This is a genomic window from Saccharibacillus brassicae (genome assembly GCF_006542275.1).
In the GTDB taxonomy this organism is placed as follows: Bacteria; Bacillota; Bacilli; order Paenibacillales; family Paenibacillaceae; genus Saccharibacillus; species Saccharibacillus brassicae.
Genome location: NZ_CP041217.1, coordinates 4,002,932 through 4,023,840 on the forward strand (window position 1 = coordinate 4,002,932; position 20,909 = coordinate 4,023,840).

At 60.4% G+C, this 20,909-nt stretch carries 16 protein-coding genes; 12 read left to right on the forward strand and 4 right to left on the reverse strand.

The features are described 5' to 3' along the window. Positions 1-481: 481 nt before the first annotated feature. Positions 482-2,287 (reverse strand): aminotransferase-like domain-containing protein, encoded by a 1,806-nt coding sequence (locus FFV09_RS16565; protein WP_246098364.1) that lies wholly within the window; start codon positions 2,285-2,287, stop codon positions 482-484. Between the two features lie 141 nt (positions 2,288-2,428). Here FFV09_RS16565 and FFV09_RS16570 point away from each other — a divergent pair, with 141 nt between their 5' ends. Continuing rightward, on the forward strand, positions 2,429-3,355 hold the full coding sequence (locus FFV09_RS16570; protein ID WP_141448860.1) for a DMT family transporter: 927 nt from the start codon (positions 2,429-2,431) through the stop codon (positions 3,353-3,355). A gap of 187 nt (positions 3,356-3,542) precedes the next feature. Here the strand turns inward: FFV09_RS16570 and FFV09_RS16575 are convergent, their stop codons facing one another. After that, the gene (locus tag FFV09_RS16575; protein WP_141448861.1) at positions 3,543-4,493 is read right to left on the reverse strand and encodes a D-2-hydroxyacid dehydrogenase; all 951 of its coding nucleotides are present in this window, start codon (positions 4,491-4,493) and stop codon (positions 3,543-3,545) included. A 201-nt stretch (positions 4,494-4,694) separates the two neighbouring features. On the opposite strand from FFV09_RS16575, the gene FFV09_RS16580 reads away from it, so the two are divergent. Further along, the gene (locus FFV09_RS16580; RefSeq protein WP_141448862.1) at positions 4,695-5,558 is read left to right on the forward strand and encodes a YihY/virulence factor BrkB family protein; all 864 of its coding nucleotides are present in this window, start codon (positions 4,695-4,697) and stop codon (positions 5,556-5,558) included. Between the two features lie 23 nt (positions 5,559-5,581). After that, entirely contained in the window at positions 5,582-6,307 is a 726-nt protein-coding gene (thpR, locus tag FFV09_RS16585; protein WP_141448863.1) for an RNA 2',3'-cyclic phosphodiesterase, read from the forward strand. Between the two features lie 128 nt (positions 6,308-6,435). Here thpR and FFV09_RS16590 read toward each other — a convergent pair whose 3' ends face one another. Further along, the gene (locus FFV09_RS16590) at positions 6,436-7,539 is read right to left on the reverse strand and encodes an anti-sigma factor (RefSeq protein WP_141448864.1); all 1,104 of its coding nucleotides are present in this window, start codon (positions 7,537-7,539) and stop codon (positions 6,436-6,438) included. After that, a complete protein-coding gene (locus FFV09_RS16595) occupies positions 7,536-8,114 on the reverse strand; it encodes an RNA polymerase sigma factor (RefSeq protein ID WP_141448865.1) in 579 nt (192 codons plus the stop codon). The genes FFV09_RS16590 and FFV09_RS16595 overlap by 4 nt, the downstream gene beginning before the upstream one ends. A gap of 596 nt (positions 8,115-8,710) precedes the next feature. Here FFV09_RS16595 and FFV09_RS16600 point away from each other — a divergent pair. The 9 genes from FFV09_RS16600 to rimI all read left to right on the forward strand — a co-directional run bounded on the left by FFV09_RS16600 (position 8,711) and on the right by rimI (position 20,909). Continuing rightward, positions 8,711-9,805: a cell wall hydrolase gene (locus FFV09_RS16600; RefSeq protein ID WP_246098365.1), complete on the forward strand. Its 1,095-nt coding sequence runs from the start codon at positions 8,711-8,713 to the stop codon at positions 9,803-9,805. A gap of 222 nt (positions 9,806-10,027) precedes the next feature. Then, positions 10,028-10,711, forward strand: coding sequence for a metal-dependent hydrolase (locus tag FFV09_RS16605; RefSeq protein WP_141448866.1), 684 nt, complete (start codon positions 10,028-10,030; stop codon positions 10,709-10,711). A gap of 197 nt (positions 10,712-10,908) precedes the next feature. Continuing rightward, complete coding sequence (locus FFV09_RS16610; protein WP_141448867.1) at positions 10,909-11,490, forward strand: TetR/AcrR family transcriptional regulator; 582 nt, start codon at positions 10,909-10,911, stop codon at positions 11,488-11,490. A 744-nt stretch (positions 11,491-12,234) separates the two neighbouring features. Further along, complete coding sequence (gene gltB, locus FFV09_RS16615; protein WP_141448868.1) at positions 12,235-16,830, forward strand: glutamate synthase large subunit; 4,596 nt, start codon at positions 12,235-12,237, stop codon at positions 16,828-16,830. 199 nt (positions 16,831-17,029) lie between these two features. Then, complete coding sequence (locus FFV09_RS16620; RefSeq protein ID WP_141448869.1) at positions 17,030-17,989, forward strand: ABC transporter ATP-binding protein; 960 nt, start codon at positions 17,030-17,032, stop codon at positions 17,987-17,989. Next, complete coding sequence (locus FFV09_RS16625) at positions 17,982-18,764, forward strand: ABC transporter permease (protein WP_141448870.1); 783 nt, start codon at positions 17,982-17,984, stop codon at positions 18,762-18,764. The genes FFV09_RS16620 and FFV09_RS16625 overlap by 8 nt, the downstream gene beginning before the upstream one ends. A 203-nt stretch (positions 18,765-18,967) precedes the next feature. After that, on the forward strand, positions 18,968-19,474 hold the full coding sequence (gene tsaE / locus FFV09_RS16630; protein WP_141450507.1) for a tRNA (adenosine(37)-N6)-threonylcarbamoyltransferase complex ATPase subunit type 1 TsaE: 507 nt from the start codon (positions 18,968-18,970) through the stop codon (positions 19,472-19,474). A 61-nt stretch (positions 19,475-19,535) separates the two neighbouring features. After that, positions 19,536-20,342 (forward strand): tRNA (adenosine(37)-N6)-threonylcarbamoyltransferase complex dimerization subunit type 1 TsaB, encoded by an 807-nt coding sequence (tsaB, locus tag FFV09_RS16635; protein ID WP_141448871.1) that lies wholly within the window; start codon positions 19,536-19,538, stop codon positions 20,340-20,342. A 39-nt stretch (positions 20,343-20,381) separates the two neighbouring features. Further along, entirely contained in the window at positions 20,382-20,909 is a 528-nt protein-coding gene (gene rimI, locus FFV09_RS16640; protein ID WP_141448872.1) for a ribosomal protein S18-alanine N-acetyltransferase, read from the forward strand.

The window sequence follows — 20,909 nt, forward strand, 5'->3', positions numbered from 1 at the left end:
CAAAAGCCTGCCCAAGCGAAGGAGTCCATCCTTTGCTTGGAGCAGGCTTTTTCATGCGCGTGAGTAACGCGGCTGCGTTCTCTTGCCCTGCTGCCTGTATCCGGCAGTCTTGACGTTTGCTTGAACGACGAGTCCGTGCGGCATCTCGCGACGCCAACGAATCCGCGATGCCAACGAATCCTGAGATCGCTATTTGCCCATATTCGGCCGTTTGAAGAAACTAACGAACCCACGTATTCTTATTGGGCGTTACACGGCCGATTTCGATCGATTTGGCCCGAATAGCGTGATTACGATTCGTTAGAAATGAGAAAAACGGTCCGAAGCCGATATAGCGTGCTGAGGATTCGTTGGAGTCGCCGGGGTGCATGCATTCTCCGGGCAGACCAAAGTCCGGGCCAAAAGCCCGGACTTTATCGTCTGAATAGGATGGAATTCGGTCGGACCGGATCGGCTAGAATCCCTCTATTGAATGATCCGCTTATTTCCCGAGCTGCCGATCGGCGTAGCCCCGCAGCAGGGCGATACCCTGCGCGATGCGCCGTTCGTCCATCTGCGAATAGCTGAGCCGGATATGGCGATCCGGCCGCCCGGCCGGGTCGAAGAACGAACCCGGCACGAACGAGACCGTGTCGCCGCCCGGATCGCCTTTGCCGGAGACGAGGCTGACGACCGGGCGAGAAGCTGCCGCGGCCGCCGACTTCGCCGACGTTCTCACCGTCTTCACCGCTTGCGACTTCGCCGCCGACTTCACCGTCGTCACCGCTTGCGGATTCGCCGCGTCCGGTGAGCCGCCCGAAGCGAACCCGCCGGCCGAGGCGGCCAACGCCGCAAGCTTACCGCTTCGACCGCGGCTGTCGCCGGCAGCTTCTGCGACCAGCCCGGCGGCCTGGCCGTCCAGCGCGTCGGCGAGCAGACGCTCCGGGTCGACGCCTTCCGGCAGTTCGACCCACAGGTTCAGCCCGCCCGCGGGCGAATGCCACGTCCAGCCCGAGTCTTCCAGCGCATTCTCCATTGCTTCTTTGCGCAGCTGAAGCGCGGTGCGCAGCTTGTGCAGATGGCGGCGCGAGCGTTCCGACTGGAAATGATGCGCGAACACTTTCTGGTTCAGCAGCGGCGTACCGCCGACGCTGCGCGCTTTGGCGGTGAGCAGGCGCCGCATGAGGTCCGAACGGGCCGCCAGGCAGCCGATTCGCAGGCCCGGGAAAATATATTTGCTGAAGCTGCGTACGTAAATCGTATTGCCGGCCGTGTCGTAGCTGTACACGGGCGGCGGGGGCGGGTCCCCGAAATAAACGTCGCGGAACGCATCGTCTTCGACGAGTATGCAGCCGTACGTTTCCGCAAGGTCCGCGAGCTGTTTGCGCTGTTCGGCGGGTACGCAGCGCCCGGTCGGGTTATGGAAAGTCGGGTTCAGGTAGAACAGGACGGGCCGGTGGCGGCGCATCAGTTCTTCCAGTTCGTCCAGCCGGTAGCCGTCCGGGTGAATCTCGATCGGCAGCAGCCGCGCGTTGCGGTGCTTGAAGATCTCGATCGCGACGCTGTAGCTCGGCTGTTCCACGAGCACCGCGTCGCCGGGGCGGACGAGCGCTTCGCAAGTCAGGTGGATCGCTTCCTGCGCGCCGCCCGTGACGAGCAGCTCCTGCCCTTCGGGCACGAATCCGCACGTCTCGGACAGATAGCGGCGCAGCACGTTCAGCAGCTCGGCGTCTCCGCGCAGCGGCGCATAGGTGCCGAGCACGCGCGGATACAGGTCGAATACGCGCTTGGCTTCTTCGGCCAGATACGTATTGGGCAGCAGCAGCGGATCGATCAGCGCCTGCGAGAAGTGGTAGCTGCAATCGACGCTGTGCAGCTCGCCGAGCAGCGTCGGCAGCGGAGGGTCTTCGTTTTCGTCGTCCGAAGCGGCCTCTTCGCCGCTCCGGCGGCGAAAGCCGTCCAGGCTGCCGAAGCCCGCGTCCACGGGCCGGCGGGACACGGTCAGGTAATAGCCGGACTTCTCGCGCGATTCGAGCAGTCCTTCTTCCTTGAGCAGCCCGTAGGCTTTGTATACGGTCAGCCGGTGAAGGCCGGTCTCTTCCGAGATGCGGCGTACCGAAGGCAGCTTCTCGCCTTCGATCCAGTCGCCGCGCGCGATACGAATCCGCAGTTCGGCGGCGAGTTCCAGCGAAGTGGCGAGCGGCAGCGGAAATCCGGGCGACGTGCCGGGCGGCCTGCGGCCTGCCGCGCCGACGGCTTGATCGATCCGGCGCGGTCCGTTCGGGTGAAAGGAATGATGTTGGGCCATGGTCGACTCCTCCTGCTCCGTCTGTGTGATATCGCTATCATAACCGATTCTTTCCTGTTAGGGAACGGAAACTGTTCTGCGCGAAGCCATCTGTTCTATAGACAGGCTTCTACAATGGAACAAACGGAGGAGGAAGAACAAATGATCATACTCGGCTACTTGACCATGTGCCTGATTTTCGGGACGACTTTTCTGGCGATCAAGCTTGGCGTCGAAGCCGGCCTCCCGCCTTTTCTCGGAGCGGGCGTGCGCTTTTTTGCCGCCGGCCTGCTGATGATGTTGTGGATGGCGTTCAGGCGCCGGCTCAGTTTTTCGCTGCTGCTGCGCAAAGAAACGCTGTTGACCGGCTTCGGTCTGACCTTCTGCACGTTCGCGGCGCTGTACTGGGCGGAGCAGTACGTCTCTTCGGGGCTCGCGTCGGTGCTGTCGGCGACCGGACCGGCGTTTATTCTGCTGCTGCAGGCCGGCGTGTATCGGATACGGATTCCGAAGCTTGCGCTTGCCGGCACGCTGATCGGGACGGCCGGCGTGGCGCTGCTGCTGCTGCCGAATTCGGGCGGAGGCGGAGGCCGGATGTGGCTGATCGCCGGGCTCGTTATCGTGGCCGGCGAGATCGGCTATGCGAGCGGTGCGCTGCTGGCCAAGCATGCGAGCGCCAAGCTGCCGCAGGCTTCGCCGGTAGCGCTTAACGCGGCCCAGATGATGCACGGCGGCTGGATGCTGCTCCTGCTGTCGCTGGCCGCGGAGCGCGGTTCCGCCGGCATCTCCGATCTCGCGCCGGCGCTGCTATCGCTGCTCTATCTGATGCTGGTCGGCTCGATGGCCGGGCATACGCTGTTCTACTGGCTCGTGTCGCGGACACATCCCGTGTTCCCGACGACCTGGCTGTACGTGTCGCCGTTTATCGCGCTTGCGCTCGGCGCCTGGCTGAACGGCGAACCGCTGCACGCGAATGCGGCGGCCGGCTCGGTCGTCGTGCTGGCCGGCGTGCTGCTCACGAACATCGAGCCCATTCGCCTCATGCTGCGCACCCGCAAAGCCGCAGCCGGCAAAGGAAGCGGCGGCTAACCCGGTCCTGCTTGCCTGCTGAACGCCTGCCAAAAAGCACGGACTTTCGGACGATATCGTCCGCGAGCCCGTGCTTTTTGCGTTCTTTTTCTACTATAGAACAATCAGGAGAACAACTGGCAGCACAACTCGGGAACAAGGAGGAGGCAGCGGCGAATCGACAGCCTGCGCTCCGGATTTTTTGCGCTCAGTATTTTTTGGAATAGTCGACCAGATTGCGCGGCAGCGTCTCGCCCTGCACGAACGCCCGCAGGTTGTCGAGGAAAATGTCGGCGGCGCGTGCGTCGTAATGGTCCGTGTTGCCCGCGACGTGCGGCGTAATCACGACGTCTTCGCGCGTCCACAGCGGATGATCTTCCGGCAGCGGCTCCTGTTCGAACACGTCGAGCGCGGCGCCGGACAGGATGCCGGTCTCAAGCGCTTCGATCAACGCTTCGGTGTCGACGCTTTGGCCGCGGCCCACGTTGACGAACCGCGCTCCTTTTTTCATATAGCCGAAGCTTTCCCGATCGAAGAAATGGCGCGTCTCGTCGGTCAGCGGCAAAATGTTCACAATCACGTCGCCTTGGGCAAACGCTTCGCGAATACCGTCCGTTGTATACATCTCGTCGATATGCTCTTCCGGCCGGCCCGAATGCCGAACGCCGACCGTGCGCATGCCGAACGCTTTGGCGAGCCTTGCCGTGGCCCGTCCGATATGGCCGGTGCCCACGATGACCATCGTCAAGCCGGAAATTTCGCCGTACGAGCCGCTTTTCTCCCACTTGCCCCGGGCCTGGCTGCGAATATTGCCGTGCAGATTGCGCGACATGGCCAGCAGAACGGCGAAGATATGCTCGGAGATCGGAATCGCGTGCACCCCGCCGGCGTTGGTCAGCTGCACATTTTTCTCGGCAAAACGGTCCATCGGGAAATAATCGACGCCGGCGGACCACGCCTGCACCCATTTCAGGTTGTCGCTTTCCAGCGCCGCCTGTTCCATTTTGCGATTCCAGCCGACCAGAATATCCGCTTCGCGGATCTGTTCGGGCGTGACTTCTTTGATCGGAACGCTTTTCAGTTCGTAATCCGGCGCGATCTCGCGGATCTGCCGCACCTGCTCTTCGGGGAATTCGTATTGGGTCAAAATGATCGGCATTTCGGGATTCCTCCTTCTGGGTTTGCAAAATCTACCTGTTCATCTTAACAAAGTTTGAACTGGAAATCTTCTTGCTGCCCGCGAAGGGCGAAGGCCGGGGGAAGAAAACGGGTATAATACGAGTAGGCAAGGAAGCGCGGGGGGAGAAGGCAGGAAAACTTCCCGCGGAAGTTCCGGCCGAATAACGTTTAAGGAGCACTCATGATCGGAAAATACGCAATGTACGCTTTCGATTTCGGTTACCGTCTGTTTATCCGGATGCGCGACGACGAGGTGAGCGGGATCGGCGCGCAGCTCGCTTATTATTTGCTGCTGTCTTTTTTCCCGTTTCTGATCTTTCTCGTCACGCTGGTCGGCTACGTCGACTTGTCGATCGAAGAAATGATGCGCTTGGCGCGCGAAATGGTACCGGGCGCGGCGATGGATACGGTCGAAAGCATTTTGAGCGAAGTGACCCAGGGCGGCGGCGCGCTGCTGTCGATCGGGATGATCGCGACGCTGTGGACGGCTTCAAGAGGCATCAATGCCGTGATCAAAGGTCTGAACAAAGCTTACGACGTCGAGGAAAACCGCAAATTTTGGCAGATTCGCCTCGTCTCGCTGCTGTCCACGCTCGTGCTGGGCGCGGTGCTGCTCGTCAGCGTGCTGCTGCTCGTGTTCGGACGCTGGATCGGCACGCAGCTCAACCAACTGCTGAACAATCCGCCGGGATTCGAACGCATGTGGAGCCTGGTGCAGTACAGCATTCCGCTGATCGTGCTGATCGCGGTGTTCACGGCGCTGTACTGGATCGCGCCGAACCGGCAGATCCGGCTGCGCGAAGCGATTCCCGGCGCGGTGTTCGCTACGCTCGGCTGGATCGTCACTTCGCTGGCGTTCTCGTTTTACGTGAACAACTTCGGTAACTTTACCAAAACGTACGGCAGTCTCGGCGGGATTATCATCTTGCTGACGTGGCTGTACCTCAGCTCGATCATCATTATGGTCGGAGGCGAAGTGAACGCGACGCTCAAAGCGGGCAAAAGCGATAAGCGGCGCGTGCGGCATACGACGAAAAGGGCGTAACGGCGGGAGGGGAGGAGGCCGACATGGAGAACGAACGTGATCTGTTGGAAAAAAGCCCTGTCCGCCCGGGCGACGCATCGGGCGAACCGGGCGAAGAAGGCGAAAAGATCGAAAAGATCGAAAAGATCGAAAAGATTGAACAGGCCAAAGAGAGCGAATCGGGCGAAGAGGCCGAAACGATCGAAGAAAGCCGGCCGCGGATCTTCGTCGCGGTCCCGATCGGGGAGCCCGCGGCGGAGACCCTTTTCGACTGGGCGGTTTCGACTTACGGCGCGGGCAGGTTCCGCCGCTGGACGGACGTCCGCGATTATCACCTGACGCTGAAGTTTCTCGGCGACGTGGAGAGCGGGAACATCGCGGCGATCGAAGCCGCGCTGCGGGAAGGCTTCGCGCGCGAGACGCCGTTCGCGCTGCATCTGCAAGGCGCGGGCACCTTCGGCCTGCCCGAAGCGCCGCGCGTGCTGTTCGCCGAGCCGACCGAAGGCTCGGGCGCGCTGGGCCGCCTGGCCGCGGCGGCGGAAGCGGCGCTTGCGCCGCTCGGCTTCGCGCCGGAGAAGCGCAGCTTCCGCGCGCATTTGACCCTGGCCCGCAAATATGCGCCGGGCCAGGACAACTTCGAGCCGTCGCGGCTGCGGACGGCTCCGGCGGTGCCGGCCGGTACGGTGGACCGGGCCGTGCTGTACCGGACGCGGATGCACCGGCGTCCGATGTACGAGCGGATCGCGGAATTTCCGCTCGGCGGCCGCTGAAGCGCCGGCCGCGCAAAGCGTTCAAACCAAAAAGCCCCTGATCGCCTCCGACATAACGGAGGCAATCAGGGGCTTTCGTCAAGCATCTATAGGATAGGGCCGCAAATTCCGCGGCCCGTTCGTCGGCGTTACCCGTTCAACGCTCCGGTTAACACCATCTGTCCGCGGGGCTGCTGCCCTTCGGCATCCGGTTCCAGCGTAATGGCGACCATATCGTACTCGTCCGGCTGCATCTTGTACGTCAAAGCGCCGCTGCCGCTGCCGGACTGGAACGTGCCGGCATTGATCGGCTGTCCGTCTTTGATCAGCCACACCTGATACGCTTCGCTGCCGCTGAGCGCGGGCAGGTCTTCGGCCTGAACGACCAGCTGCATCCCGCTCTGGTCTTCGACCATCGCGGCCATGCCGGTTGCGTTCGGGCTGTCTTCGCTTCCGACCAGCGCGACCGTGCGGGCCACCTGCGCGCCTACGGCCGGCTGCGTGCCGGCGGCGAGCTGCTGCTCCATATCGGCCGTCTGCTGCTGCATGGCCGTCATGTCCGAGCGCATATCGTTCATTTCCCCGCGCAGCTGGGAAGAGTAGATGCCGAGCAGCACGGCTGCCGCGGCCATGACCGAAGCCACTCCGGCCCATAGTCCCCGTCCCGCGCGGGCACGGGACGCGCCGATGCGCGTTTCCGCCGGAGCGTCGGCTTCGCTCCTGATCCGCGCGGCCGTCTGTTCCCGCCGCGCATGGCGAGATTCGCCGCGCACGGCCGGCTTGAGCGCCTGGCCGTCTTCCGGACGCTGCGCGTCCGCCGCGTTCCGGCTGCCGGAACGCTCGTTTCCGGTTGCGGCGCCCAAGACGCCCGCACCGCCATTTCCGTCGATTCCCCCGAGCTGCTGCGCCTCGCGGCGGGTCTCGTCGACTTCAATGTTCTGCCGCGCCTGTTCAAGCAGGCGCTGCGTTTCGCGTTCGGCCGCCGCTTTGTCGCCTGCGGCGGACAATCCGCCGCGAGGCGCTTCGCTGCCCAGCACGTTCCCCAGAATTCTTTTCTTCATTCCGGTCGGGGGAGCTGCAGGCTTTACGGCCAGAGCCAGCATACCGACCGTATCTTTCAGTTCGGCCGTACGCCGTCGTTCGTCGACATCATCGTGCAAAAAGGCTTCGAATTCCGCCATTTCCGCTTCGTCCAGTCCGCCTAGCGCATAGGCTTCGGCCCAGTCTGTCATGGATTCCTTACGTTCATTCATACTCGCGATTCCCCCCTTTCCGTTTCCGACAGCCGCTTATGCAGCTGCTTGAGTGCCAATCTGACCCGGCTTTTGACCGTCCCGAGCGGGATGGAGCAGCGATCGGAGACTTCCTGCTGCGTCAATCCCTTGTAATAAATCAATTCGATTACCTGCTGCTGTTCGCTGCCGAGCTCGCCGAGGGCGGCCCTGACCGACTCGCCCTGCAGCGTTTGTTCCACGGCAAGCTCCGTATCGGAGGCCGTATCCACGATTGCGTTCAAATACTCGTCTTCCACGGGAACCGATGCCGCACGCGCGTTACGCCTCCGGAGCATATCGATCGAAATGTTGCGCGTGAGCGCGAACATCCACGTCGAGAGCTTTCCGTAAGAAGAGTCGTAGCGCTCCGCATTGTTCCAAATTCGAAGGAACAATTCCTGTACCGCTTCTTCCGCCGCCATCGCATCGTTCAACAGGCGATACGCAAGAGCATACAGGGGCCTTTCGTAGGCATCGTACAATTGTTCGAGCGCTTCCGCATCTTTTCCGGCGATTTGCCGGATCAGCTGCAGGTCTTCCGATTGTTCATTCATCCAGGAGCTCCTTTCGATATTCATGCTCCTATTATAACGTTCGCAAAATCTTTTGCTATGGATTACTTGAAAAGCCAATAAATCGGTTACATGCAAAATAAATTTTTTTGGCGTCTTGTCTTTTTTTAAAAAAATCATTTCCATATAAGCCCATAACATGAAGCATGGACGAGACGGGAATCGGAACAGGAAGACGAGAGAGCTGGATCAATCTGGGAAAAACCACTCGGCAAACGTGTCGGAAACGTAAAAAGCCCCTCCCTTTATTTTTGACGTCTACCAGCGGAAATCCTTTTTTTCAGAGACAGACCCAAAACCGCACAGCAGAGCCGAAAAGAGAACCGAAAAAAGAAACGGAAAGCAAAAAAGCCCTGGGTTGGGCCCAACCCAAAAATGCCACGAAATGACCCGTTTTATGAAAAAAGATGAAAAGTTGCGTCATTTGCGGTATAATTGCGTTTGTGCATTTTTTAGTTTTGCCTTTCCTACTATGAATATTACCAAAAAAAGCGAACATGCTTTCGGCAAAAGGCGGATTCAAACCGCATTTGAACGGTTACATAGGAAGGGAGTATGCCGAGAGCTAGGAGGACATTATGGAACTACTTAAAAACAATCGTTGGGTCGTGCTGCTGGTCGGCGTGATCTTGATTTTCATTTGTGCGGCCACGGTATGGGCATCGAACGGAGTGCGCCCATCCTACGCCGAAGCGGCAAGCGCCGGCATGGGGGCCTGCGAACTGACCGATGTCGTCTTCGACGACGTTCTTCATCCCGAATTTATAGCAAGGACCGCTGCTTGGACGCAAACAGAAGGCGAAAAGTCCGCTTCTTTGGCGAACAAGCTGTCCAGCGAGACGTCGTCCGACGCAAAGGCCAAGCAAGAGCGGGCCGACAAACAAGCCGCCAAGAAAAAGGCCGAGCAGAAGCTCGCCAACCAAAAACTTGCGGCCAAAAAACTCGCCGAACAAAAATCGGCCGAGAAAAAAGCGGCACAGATCGCCGCTGCGCAGACCGTTTCCGGCCAAAAGTCCGAAACGGCAGCCCTTTCTTCGAACAAGACCCGCAGCGCGGCTTCTTCGAACGACTCCGAATCAACCAAGAGCGACAAGCAGACGGCTGTGTCCACGACCGTTTCCGCTCACAAGTCCGCAGCAGCGGCCCAAGCCGACCTCAAGTCCGATTCGTCGGTTCAATCCGCCAAAGCAGTCCCGGCAGCAGCCGAGGCCGCGGCAGCATCCCAAACTCCCCCAACCCAACTGCTCTTCAGCAAAACGGCTCTGCTTCATCCGGATCAAGCCTCCGAGGCGACCTGGACTTACGCCGTTTCCGACGAAGAACTTCTCCTGCTTCAGCGCATCGTGATGGCCGAAGCCGAAGGCGAACCGTACGCAGGCAAAGTGGCTGTCGCCAACGTTGTCCTGAATCGTCTCCGTTCCGCCAACTATCCCGATACCATTCGAGACGTCATCTATCAGAGATACCAATTTTCGCCCGTGCTCAACGGACGTTTTGACCGCGTCGTACCTTCCGAGGATTCCGTGAAAGCCGCCGCCGAAGCTTTGAACGGCCGCAAGGAAGTTCCGGACGATACGTACTTTTTCGTGTCCCTGGAACTTGCGACTGACATGACGGTTCCGAACACGCGCACCCCGGTCAAGAAGATCGGACACCATACGTTTTTCAAATAAGCTTACGCACATAAGCCTTTTCGGGAAACAATAATCAGACATACTCGCAGGACATACTCGATTTACAAAAGCTTCAGCGAAGCGATCGCGAATTTGGTATACCCTTTTTGACGCGGTATAATAAAGCGAAAGCCGTATTCAACATTCGGTCTCGGCACGGGCAGGCAGGTCCAATGACTTCCCGATGCAGGCCTATTCGAACGCGAGAGGAGCTTTTCGTTTATGAAAATCACGTATCTCGGACACTCCGCCTTGTTGGTGGAAAGCGAAGGCAAATCCGTTATCATCGATCCGTTCCTGACCGGCAACCCGAATTCGGGCGTCAAGCCGGCCGACATCAAAGTCGACGCCGTCCTGCTGACCCATGCGCACAACGACCACTTCGGCGATACGATCGGTATCGCCAAAGCGAACGACTGCCCGGTCGTCGCTCCGGTGGAACTGGCGAATTATTGCGTGGAGCAGGGCGTGACCGCGGTCGGCATGAACATCGGCGGCTCGCATCAGTTCGACGGATTCAAGGTCAAGTATACGCTTGCGTTCCACAGTTCTTCGCTGACACTGGATGACCGCGTCGTGTACGGAGGCGAACCGGCCGGCATCCTGCTGACGATGGGCGGCAAGACGCTGTACCACGCCGGCGATACCGCGCTGTTCGGCGACATGAAGATCATCGGCGAACTGAACCGGATCGATATCGCGGCGCTGCCGATCGGCGATTTCTTCACGATGGGACCGGAAGACGCCCGTATCGCCGCCCAATGGATCGGCGCACCGAAGGTGCTGCCGCTGCATTACGACACGTTCCCGGCGATCGAGCAGGATGTCGAAGCGTTCTGCGCCGCGCTCAAGGAAGACGGTATCGAAGGCATTGCCCTGGGCAACCGGGACAGTCTCGAAGTCTAGCCTCCACTTCCGCGGCACGTCCGTATGCAGCAGATCCTTTCCGCCGCGGCGGAAAGGATCTTTTTTGATGTCAGGCCCGCCCGGAAGCGCCGCTGCGCGAAACGTCTTGTCATTTGAAACGCCGTATGCTAAATTGAACTTCATTGAATGACCGTTTTTTGAATATAGTCAATCCATAGAGATAGAGGAGGGGGACCATGGCTGTCGTCGACCGCCGCGAACAGGTGCTGCATGCGGCTGCCCAGTCGTTCTCGCTGTTCGGGTACAAAGCGACCACGATGGATCAGGTGGCCAAGATCGCCAACGTGGGCAAGGGAACCATCTACACGTTTTTCGAAAACAAGGAAGAGCTGTTCGACGAAATTTTGCTGGACGCGATCCGCGAGCTGCGGCGCAGAGCCGAAGCGGAGATCCATGCGGAACGCCCGTTTTACGAAAATGTCTATCAGGCGCTGGACGCGATTCTGGAGTTCCGCGAAGAACACGAGCTGTTTATCAAGCTGTCGCAGGAACTGCGGGATATCGGAACGCCGCAGGCCAGAGCCGCGCTGTTCAAAGTGGAAAGCGTCGTGCTGGAGTTCCTGGAACGCATCATCCGCGAATCGATGGACAAAGGCGCGATTCGAAGCGGCAGCGTCGAGGTGATCGCTTTCGGCATGCTCAAGCTGTTTATCGCGCTGACCGGCGAATGGGAGATGCACCACGAGCCGATGACCAAGGAAGAGTTGAAGCGGCATATGTTCACGTTCCTGACCGAAGGATTTACCGCCGCGCCTTGAGACTTACAGGCCGGGAGAGCCCGCCTGTCGGCGCGCGGCTTCCATGCGGCTTCCCTTTCTATACGGCTTCTATAATGTAGGGACGCGATATCGTTAACCGGTGTCGCGCACGGGAGCCGGAACGGCCGCCTGAGGGCGAACCCCGTTTTTTTCGGTCGCCTTTTTCACTCGCCTTTTCCGGCCTGTTCACGGCCCGTCCACGGATCGCGTATCCGCGGGCGGGCCGTTTTTCGGCTTTTGCACATTTTGCATCATTGCTTGGACAAATTGCCGCATCCATAGGCAAAGCGTAAATTTTGTCGTATAATGACTCAAAATCATGCCGTCTCCTGCCGGGCATCCGTTCCGGTCGGGAGACCGTTTCATTCGACACATCAGTGCGCTAATGCTTCTCCGCACAAGGAAATTTTATCGGGCGGATAAAAGATTTAAATTGCACGGCGTGGAAACTGAATGTTACAATGGGGAAACTAAAAATCCAACTGCGAGACCGCTTATCGCGGGATGTGGAAGACTGCTTTTTGACCCCCAGCGGAGCGCCCCGCCGGGTGCGAAAAGGAGTCTGTTCTCTTATATCCGAGGCTTTTTACTTTCGGGGTTTACGATTCGAGGTTGTTCCGATTTCGGGATTGTCAGAATTCGAGTTTCTACTTATTCGAGGTTTTTCGGTGGCCTGCCGCGAGCGAGCGCCTTTATCTCCCGTCGGGATGAATGAATTTCATTATAGAAAGGTTGTTTGATGAAATGACTGGATTACCTCCGAAACAGGGTCTTTACGATCCCCAATTCGAAAAAGATGCCTGCGGCATGGGCTTTATCGCCAATATTAAGGGAGCGCCCGCGCACGATATCGTCAGCCGCGCGCTGACTATGCTCGAGAACATGGAACACCGCGGCGGCCAGGGCGCCGAGCCGAACTCCGGCGACGGAGCCGGCATCATGCTGCAAATCCCGCACGAATTTTTCGCTTCCCAGGAGCTTGGCTTCACGCTGCCTGCGTCCGGCGACTACGGGGTCGGCATGCTGTTCCTGTCGACCGACGACAAGATTCGGGCCCGCCACGAATACCTGCTCGGCGAAATCATCCAGGCCGAAGGGCAGAAGCTGCTCGGCTTCCGCACCGTTCCGACCGACGACAGCACCCTCGGATTTTCCGCCAAAGCCGCCAAGCCTTGCGTGCGCCAGGTGTTTATCGGGCGCGGCGAAGTAAACGGCACGGGCGATTTGGCTTTTGAGCGCAAACTGTACGTGATTCGCCGCCTCGCCGAGATGTCGATCCGCTACGCGGAAGGCGAAGAAGGCGCGGAATCGTTCTACATCCCGAGCTTGTCGAGCCGCAAGATTGTCTACAAAGGCATGCTTACGACGGCACAGGTCGGCTTGTTCTATCCGGACCTGCGCGACGAGAAGCTGAGTTCGGCGATCGCGCTGATCCACTCGCGCTTTAGCACGAACACGTTCCCGAGCTGGGACCGTGCCCACCCTTACCGGTTCATGATCCACAACGGCGAGATCAACACGATGCGGGGCAACGTCAACTGGATGCATGCCCGCCAGGCGCTGTTCGAGAGCGAAGTGTTCGGTCCCGACCTCGACAAGGTCAAGCCGGTCATTAACCCGGACGGTTCCGATACGGCCATGTTCGACAACACGTTCGAATTCCTCTACCTGAGCGGACGTTCGCTGCCGCACGTGGCGATGATGATGGTACCGGAACCGTGGAGCAAGCACGAGACGATGGACGATACCAAGAAAGCGTTCTACGAATACCACAGCTGCCTGATGGAGCCGTGGGACGGACCGGCCGCGATGGCGTTCACCGACGGCGTGCAGATCGGCGCCATCCTCGACCGCAACGGACTGCGTCCGGCGCGCTACTACGTGACGAAGGACGACACGATCATTCTGTCTTCCGAAGCGGGCGTGCTCGATATCGCGCCGGAAGATATTTTGTACAAAGACCGCCTGCGTCCGGGCCGGATGCTGCTGATCGACACGAAGGAAGGCCGCATCATTTCCGACGAGGAAGTGAAGCAGCAGATTTCGTCCGAGCTTCCTTACCGCGACTGGCTGGACGAGCATATGATCAACCTCGACGAACTGCCGGAAGCCCAGGAACCGCCGGCTCCCAAGCACGAGAACGTGACGCAGCTGCAGCTGTCGTTCGGCTACACCTTCGAAGAACTGCGCAAAGTGTTCGAACCGATCGCTTCGACGGGCATCGAAGCGACGGGCTCGATGGGCTACGACGCGCCGTTGGCCGTCCTGTCCGACAAGCCGCAGCGCCTCTACAACTATTTCAAGCAGATGTTCGCGCAGGTGACCAACCCGCCGATCGACGCAATCCGCGAAGAAATCGTCACGTCGGCTTCGACGGCGATCGGAGCCGAGCGCAATCTGCTGCTGCCCGAACCGGAGAGCTGCCGGATGATCTCGCTCGATACGCCGGTGCTGTCGAACGAAGACTTCGCGAAGATCCGCCACGTGCATCGCCACCGCCCGGGCTTCCGCGCGATGACGATTCCGATCTTCTTCGAAGCGGCAAGCGGCGCCGACGGCCTGCGCGGCGCGCTGGACGCCATGTGCAAAGCGGCCGACCGCGTGATCAAGAAAGGCCATAACATCCTCATCCTGTCCGACAAAGGCGTGAACCGGGACAATGCGGCCATTCCGGCGCTGCTGGCCGTCTCGACGATGCATCACCATCTGATTCGCCAGGGCACGCGCACCAAAGTGACGCTGCTGCTCGAATCCGGCGAGCCGCGCGACGTGCACCATTTCGCGCTCCTGCTCGGCTACGGCATCAGCGCCGTGAACCCGTACCTCGCGTTCGAGACGTTGGACGACATGATCGCTCAGGGTCTGCTGCGCGGCGTCTCGCACGACAAAGCGGTCAAGAACTATATCAAGGGCATGACGAAGGGCGTCGTGAAGATTTTGTCCAAAATGGGCATCTCCACGATCCAGTCGTACCGCGGCGCGCAAATTTTCGAAGCGGTCGGCTTGAAGCCGGAATTCGTGGATCGCTACTTCACCTGGACGCCGACCCGCATCGGCGGCATCGGGCTCGAAGAAGTCGCTTTCGACGCGCTGCTTCAGCATAACCGGGCGTTCTCCGACAAAGACGGCATCGACAAGGTGCTGGATTCCGGCGGCGATTACCAATGGCGCAGCGACGGCGAGGAGCATCTGTTCAATCCGCAGACGATTCACCTGCTCCAGCACGCCGTGCGCACGGGCGATTACGAGACGTACAAAAAATACGCGCGCCTCGTCGAAGGCGAGTCCAAGAAGCATCTGACGCTGCGCGCGCTGCTCAACCTCAAGCCGGTAGGCCAACCGATTCCGCTCGACGAAGTCGAACCGGCGGCCGCCATCATGAGACGCTTCAAGACCGGCGCGATGTCGTTCGGTTCGATCAGCAAGGAAGCGCATGAATCGCTTGCGATCGGCATGAACCGCGTAGGCGGCAAAAGCAATACGGGCGAAGGCGGCGAAGATCCGGCGCGCTTCATTCCGGACGCGAACGGCGATTCCCGCCGCAGCGCGATCAAGCAGGTTGCGTCGGGACGCTTCGGCGTCACGTCGAACTACCTCGTCAACGCCGACGAGATCCAGATCAAGATGGCGCAGGGCGCCAAACCGGGCGAAGGCGGACAGCTGCCGGGCCGCAAGGTGTATCCGTGGGTCGCGGAAGTCCGGGGCTCCACGCCGGGCGTCGGCCTGATCTCGCCTCCGCCGCACCATGACATCTATTCGATCGAAGATTTGGCGGAATTGATCTACGATTTGAAAAATGCCAATCCGCGCGCCGACATCAACGTCAAGCTGGTGTCGGAAGTGGGCGTCGGCACGATCGCGGCCGGCGTCGCCAAAGGCCGCGCCGACATCATTCTCGTCAGCGGCTACGACGGCGGAACCGGCGCGTCGCCGCAAGGTTCGATCCGCCACGCGGGCATGCCGTGGGAACTCGGTCTGGCCGAGACGCACCAGACGCTGATCCTGAACAATCTGCGCGACCGCGTCGTCCTGGAGACGGACGGCAAAATGCTGTCGGGCCGCGACCTGGCCGTCGCCGCGCTGCTCGGAGCCGAAGAATACGGCTTCTCGACCGCGCCTCTCGTCGCCGTCGGCTGCATCATGATGCGGGTCTGCCAGCTGGACACCTGTCCGGTCGGCGTCGCGACCCAGAACCCGGAACTGCGCAAAAACTTCATGGGCGATCCGGAACACGTCGTGAACTTCATGAAGTTCGTGGCGGAAGATCTGCGCGAGATCATGGCCGAACTCGGCTTCCGCACGATTCAGGAGATGGTCGGACGCACCGACTGCCTCGACGCGGTCGACGCTTCGCACCACTGGAAGAAGAAAGGGCTCGACCTCACGCCGCTGCTGCACGTGCCGACTCTTCCGGAAGGCAGCACGCCGTTCCGTTCGCAGACCCAGAACCACGGTCTGGAGCATACGCTCGACATGCGCGAACTGCTGACGGCCGCCGCTCCGGCGCTGGAACGCGGAGAGAAAGTCGAAGCGCACTTCAAGATCACGAACGTCGATCGCGCGGCCGGCACTATTCTCGGCAGCGAAGTGACCCGCAAGTACGGCGCGGCCGGGCTGCCGGAAGACACGATCAAGCTGCACTTCACCGGCTCGGCCGGCCAGAGCTTCGGCGCGTTCGTGCCGAAAGGCATCACGCTCGAAGTGTCGGGCGATTCCAACGACTACGTCGGCAAAGGGCTGTCGGGCGGCAAACTGATCGTCAAGCCCGATCCGAAAGCGACGTTCAAGTCGGAAGAGAATATCATTATCGGTAACACGGCGCTGTATGGCGCGACCGGCGGCGAAGCTTATATTAGCGGCATCGCCGGCGAACGCTTCGCGGTCCGCAACTCGGGCGCGAAGATCGTCGTCGAAGGCACGGGCGACCACGGCTGCGAATACATGACCGGCGGACGCGTCGTCGTGCTCGGCACGACGGGCCGCAACTTCGCGGCCGGCATGTCGGGCGGCGTCGCGTACATCTACGACGGCGCGGGCGACTTCGTCGACCGCTGCAACCTGGAGATGGTGCTGCTGGAGACGCTCGAAGATCCGGCGGAGAAGGAAGAAGTGCGCGAACTGATTCAGCGTCACGCCGACCTGACCGGAAGCGGCGTAGCCAAGCTCATTCTCGACGGCTGGGAACAGACATCGAGCCGCTTCGTCCGCGTCATTCCGAAAGACTACAAGCGCATGCTGGAACAGATCGAAAAAGCCGAATCGACCGGCTTGACCGGCGATGCCGCGCTGTTGGCCGCTTTTGAAGCCAATATGCGCGAACTGGCCCGCGCGGGCGGCTGATGCCGCACGGCTGGCCGGCGTAGGACCTATTGATCCTGACTTAGCGCAGGCCCGTTCGTTTCTCGCAGGAGAAGCGAACGGGCTTTTTTTGCCGGAAAAAGGTCTGCCCCGGCGTTCGTCTATGTTACATTGGTACAAGCAGTGTGCGTTTGCCGTTCGGCCTATCGAAGAACCACGAACAAGGAGGACACCGAAACCCATGGAAACCATCAGTGACAAGATGCCTGTTCCGGGCGCTTCGAGCGCAAGGACCGGCGAGCCGATCGTCCGTTTCGACAACGTGGTCAAACGAATCGGCCGCAAGACGATCATCGAAGGATTGACGCTCGACGTGCCGCCGGGACAAGTATTCGGCTTTCTCGGACCGAACGGTTCGGGCAAGACGACGACGATCCGCATGATGACCGGATTGATGGCGCCGAGCGCGGGAGACATTCTGATCGACGGCCGCAGTATCACGCGGAATTTCGAACAGGCCATCTCGCAGGTCGGCGCGATCGTGGAGAATCCCGAGATGTACGGTTATCTCAGCGGGTATCGCAACTTGCTCCAATATGCGCGCATGCGCGCCGACGTGCCCAAGGAGCGGATCGACGAAGTCGTGCGCTTTATGGGGCTGGAGCGCCGTATTCACGAGAAAGTCTCGACCTACTCGCTCGGCATGCGCCAGCGGCTCGGCGTCGCGCAGGCCATTCTGCATCGCCCCAAGCTGCTGATCCTCGACGAGCCGACGAACGGACTCGATCCGCAGGGCATCCGCGAGCTGCGCGATTATTTGCGCGAGCTGACGCGCGTCGACGGCACGACCGTATTCGTATCGAGCCATCTGCTCAGCGAAATGGAGCTGATGTGCGATACGGTGGCGATCATTCAGGCCGGACGGCTGATCGACGTGCACGGGCTGCACGGCGAGGCGGACGCCGACGCGACGCTCGAAACGATGTTCGATGTCGGCGAACGGATCGAAGAAGCGCTGTCGCTGCTCGGCGGCGGCGAGATCCGCGACAGGCAGCTGGTCGTGCGCACGAACCGGCAGGGCATCGCGGAGATCAATCTTCGCTTCGTACAGGCGGGCATACCGGTCTACGGCATTCGCGCGCTGACCCGTACGCTGGAAGATCAATTCCTGGAGATGACGGGAGGCGGACCGATTGTCTAACTTTTTCAAGCTGGTACATAACGAAAATATTAAAATCCACGCGAGGACGCGGACCTGGATCATGCTCGGCGTCATCGGGCTGGTCGGCCTGCTGATGCCGGTGCTGTTTCGGTACGTCAGCGAAAATATCGGATTGTGGAGTTCGATGAACGCGCTGCTGCAGTTCTGGTTCCTGCCGACGGTGTTCACGATCGCCGTGGCCGCGGATACGGTCGCCGGCGAATTTTCGCGCGGCACGATCAAGCTGCTGCTGATTCGCCCGTGGAGCCGCGTCAAGATTCTGCTGTCCAAATACGTCGCGGTGCTGCTGTTCATGCTTACCTTGTACGCGCTGCTGTTCGGGCTCGGACTCGGGATGTCGGCGCTGCTGTTCGGCACTTCGACCGGCACGACGGACGTGCTGGGCGAACTGATGGGCAGTATATCCGACTACTTCTGGTGGGCGCTGCTGTACCGGATCGTCGACTGCCTGATCTATGTCACGATGGCATTCATGTTCTCGGCCGTGTTCCGCAGCAATTCGCTGTCGGTGGCGCTGACGATCATCCTGCTGTTCATGGGCGGGCTGATCACGCTGCTGATCGATCCGGCCAAATACGAGATCGGCCGCTATCTGCTGTTCGCGAACCTCAATCTGAGTCAGTACATCAGTGCGGAGACCGGCGCTTACGGCGTGTCGTCGCTCGGATTTTCGCTGGCGGTGCTGGCCGTCTATTACGTCGTCTTCCTGGCGTTGACCTTCTGGATTTTCCGCAAAAGGGACGTCGCGGCGTAACCGGCGGCGCTTCGGCGCCTGAACGGGAGCCGGCAGTCCCTCAGGCACTCGGCCCGTTTTCGTTTCCGCTTCGGCGGGGCCGGAAACGGGTTTTGATTTGCCCGGATTCGGGAAGCGGCAGGGTGCCCTCGGCGAAACATTTGCGTTATAATGGAGAGATCAACGAACCGGACCGCTCGCGGGAGCTTCGTGCCGGTGAGGAAATGAAGGTGGAACGAAGCGTGGAGGCATACGAAACATACAGCAGGACATGGATCTCGCGCGGCGAAGCCGATACGGCGCGGTTGGCCGGCTATTTTGCCGCGCTGGCGCAGCCCGGAACGGTCATTGCGCTGGACGGCGATCTGGGAGCGGGCAAAACGAAGTTTTCGCAGGGGTTTGCCGCTGCGCTTGGCGTGCGGGGCATCGTGAACAGTCCGACGTTTACGCTGATCAAGGAGTACGAAGGCCGGCTGCCGCTATACCATATGGACGTCTACCGGATTACGCAAGATGAAGCCGAAGACCTGGGGCTGGACGAATATTTCGAAGGCCGCGGCGTATCGCTCGTGGAATGGGCTTCGATCATTCCTGACCTGCTTCCGGCGGGCCGGCTGAATCTGCATATCGAACATGCGGGCGGAGAAGGCCGCCTCGTGACATGCGAAGGCATCGGCGCGCCGTATGCGGCATGGGTCGAGAACCTGCCGGAACCGGGCGTGCTCGAATAGTCGAACAATTCCGAATGACCGAATAAGCCTGAATAATCGAACAGGGATGGAGATATTGCAGATGGAAAACAATAACGGGGCGCAGGGCCGGGTGTTGGCGCTCGATACGTCGAGCGCTTCCCAGGCCGTTGCGGTACTCGAAGGACAAGACATACGGTTCGAAAGCAGCAGCCTGGCCGAACGCAACCATTCGGTCAATCTGCTGCCGAAGATCGAACGCGCGCTGCGGGAGTCCGGCACGGACAAGCGGGCGCTTGCGGGTATCGCCGTCGGCATCGGACCGGGCTCGTATACGGGCGTGCGGATCGCCGTCACGACGGCGAAGACGCTGGCGTGGGCGCTGAAGCTGCCGGTCGCGGCCGTATCAAGCCTGGAAGCACAGGCTTGCTCCGGACTGGAAGCCGCCGCTCCGCAGGGGCGGAGCTGGATCGTGCCGCTCGTCGATGCGCGGCGCGGCCAGGCGTATACGGCGCTGTTCGAAGCGGCCGGCCCGATCGGCGCGGCGCCAGAAGGGCAAGAGGCGCAGCCGCTGACCCGGCTGGCCGACGACGCCATATTGATGGTGGACGACTGGACGGCGCGGTTGGCCGAACGATGGAATGCGCTGCCGATCGGCGAACGCCCGGAATACGTGCTGTTCACCGGCGAAACGGACAAGCACGGTGAGACGGTGCGCAGCCTGGCCGGGTTGACCGGCCTGGCAGCGGAGCGGGTGCTGCTGCAGGATTGCACGGCCGAAGCCCGCTGGATCGGGCGGATCGGCACGCGCAAGCTGGAGAGCGGCGACACGGTAGACGCGCATGCGCTGCTGCCGAATTACACGCAGGTCACGGAAGCGGAAGCGAATCTGCTGCGCAGCCGACCATAACGCAGGCCGAATGGAACAGAGAAAGGGGACCCGCGCAGCATGCAGCATAGAGAAATCGAATCTTCGTCGTCTTCGAACGAGCCGTCCGTACATTTTCGGACGATGCGGCTCGAAGACATCCCGGACGTGATGGTGATCGAACATGAATCTTTTTCGCTGCCGTGGACGGAACAGGCGTTTCGCAGCGAGATGACGCTCAATCATTTTGCCCGCTACCTGATCATGGAAGTGGACGGCGAAGCGGCCGGTTACGCCGGCATGTGGACGGTTATGGATGAGGCGCATATTACGAATATCGCGGTGCGCACGGCGTACCGCGGACGCAAGTTGGGCGAGCGGCTGCTGGACGAACTGCTCGGCATGGCCGAGTCGCTCGGTCTGGAGCGGGCGACGCTCGAAGTGCGGGTCAGCAACGACGTGGCCCGCAAACTGTACGTCAAAACGGGGTTCCGCGAAGTCGGAATCCGCAAAGGGTATTATTCCGACAACAACGAAGACGCCGTCATCATGTGGATCGGCCTGCAGGGGCGCTCCGGCGCGGCAGGGCATACGGAAGGAAGCGTGTAA

Bases quoted from the DNA above. Each gene is read 5' to 3' on its own strand.
- FFV09_RS16565 (WP_246098364.1), bottom strand. From the start codon at position 2,287: ATGGCCCAACATCATTCCTTTCACCCGAACGGACCGCGCCGGATCGAT.
- FFV09_RS16570 (WP_141448860.1), top strand. From the start codon at position 2,429: ATGATCATACTCGGCTACTTGACCATGTGCCTGATTTTCGGGACGACT.
- FFV09_RS16575 (WP_141448861.1), bottom strand. From the start codon at position 4,493: ATGCCGATCATTTTGACCCAATACGAATTCCCCGAAGAGCAGGTGCGG.
- FFV09_RS16580 (WP_141448862.1), top strand. From the start codon at position 4,695: ATGATCGGAAAATACGCAATGTACGCTTTCGATTTCGGTTACCGTCTG.
- thpR (WP_141448863.1), top strand. From the start codon at position 5,582: ATGGAGAACGAACGTGATCTGTTGGAAAAAAGCCCTGTCCGCCCGGGC.
- FFV09_RS16590 (WP_141448864.1), bottom strand. From the start codon at position 7,539: ATGAATGAACGTAAGGAATCCATGACAGACTGGGCCGAAGCCTATGCG.
- FFV09_RS16595 (WP_141448865.1), bottom strand. From the start codon at position 8,114: ATGAATGAACAATCGGAAGACCTGCAGCTGATCCGGCAAATCGCCGGA.
- FFV09_RS16600 (WP_246098365.1), top strand. From the start codon at position 8,711: ATGGAACTACTTAAAAACAATCGTTGGGTCGTGCTGCTGGTCGGCGTG.
- FFV09_RS16605 (WP_141448866.1), top strand. From the start codon at position 10,028: ATGAAAATCACGTATCTCGGACACTCCGCCTTGTTGGTGGAAAGCGAA.
- FFV09_RS16610 (WP_141448867.1), top strand. From the start codon at position 10,909: ATGGCTGTCGTCGACCGCCGCGAACAGGTGCTGCATGCGGCTGCCCAG.
- gltB (WP_141448868.1), top strand. From the start codon at position 12,235: ATGACTGGATTACCTCCGAAACAGGGTCTTTACGATCCCCAATTCGAA.
- FFV09_RS16620 (WP_141448869.1), top strand. From the start codon at position 17,030: ATGGAAACCATCAGTGACAAGATGCCTGTTCCGGGCGCTTCGAGCGCA.
- tsaE (WP_141450507.1), top strand. From the start codon at position 18,968: ATGAAGGTGGAACGAAGCGTGGAGGCATACGAAACATACAGCAGGACA.
- tsaB (WP_141448871.1), top strand. From the start codon at position 19,536: ATGGAAAACAATAACGGGGCGCAGGGCCGGGTGTTGGCGCTCGATACG.
- rimI (WP_141448872.1), top strand. From the start codon at position 20,382: ATGCAGCATAGAGAAATCGAATCTTCGTCGTCTTCGAACGAGCCGTCC.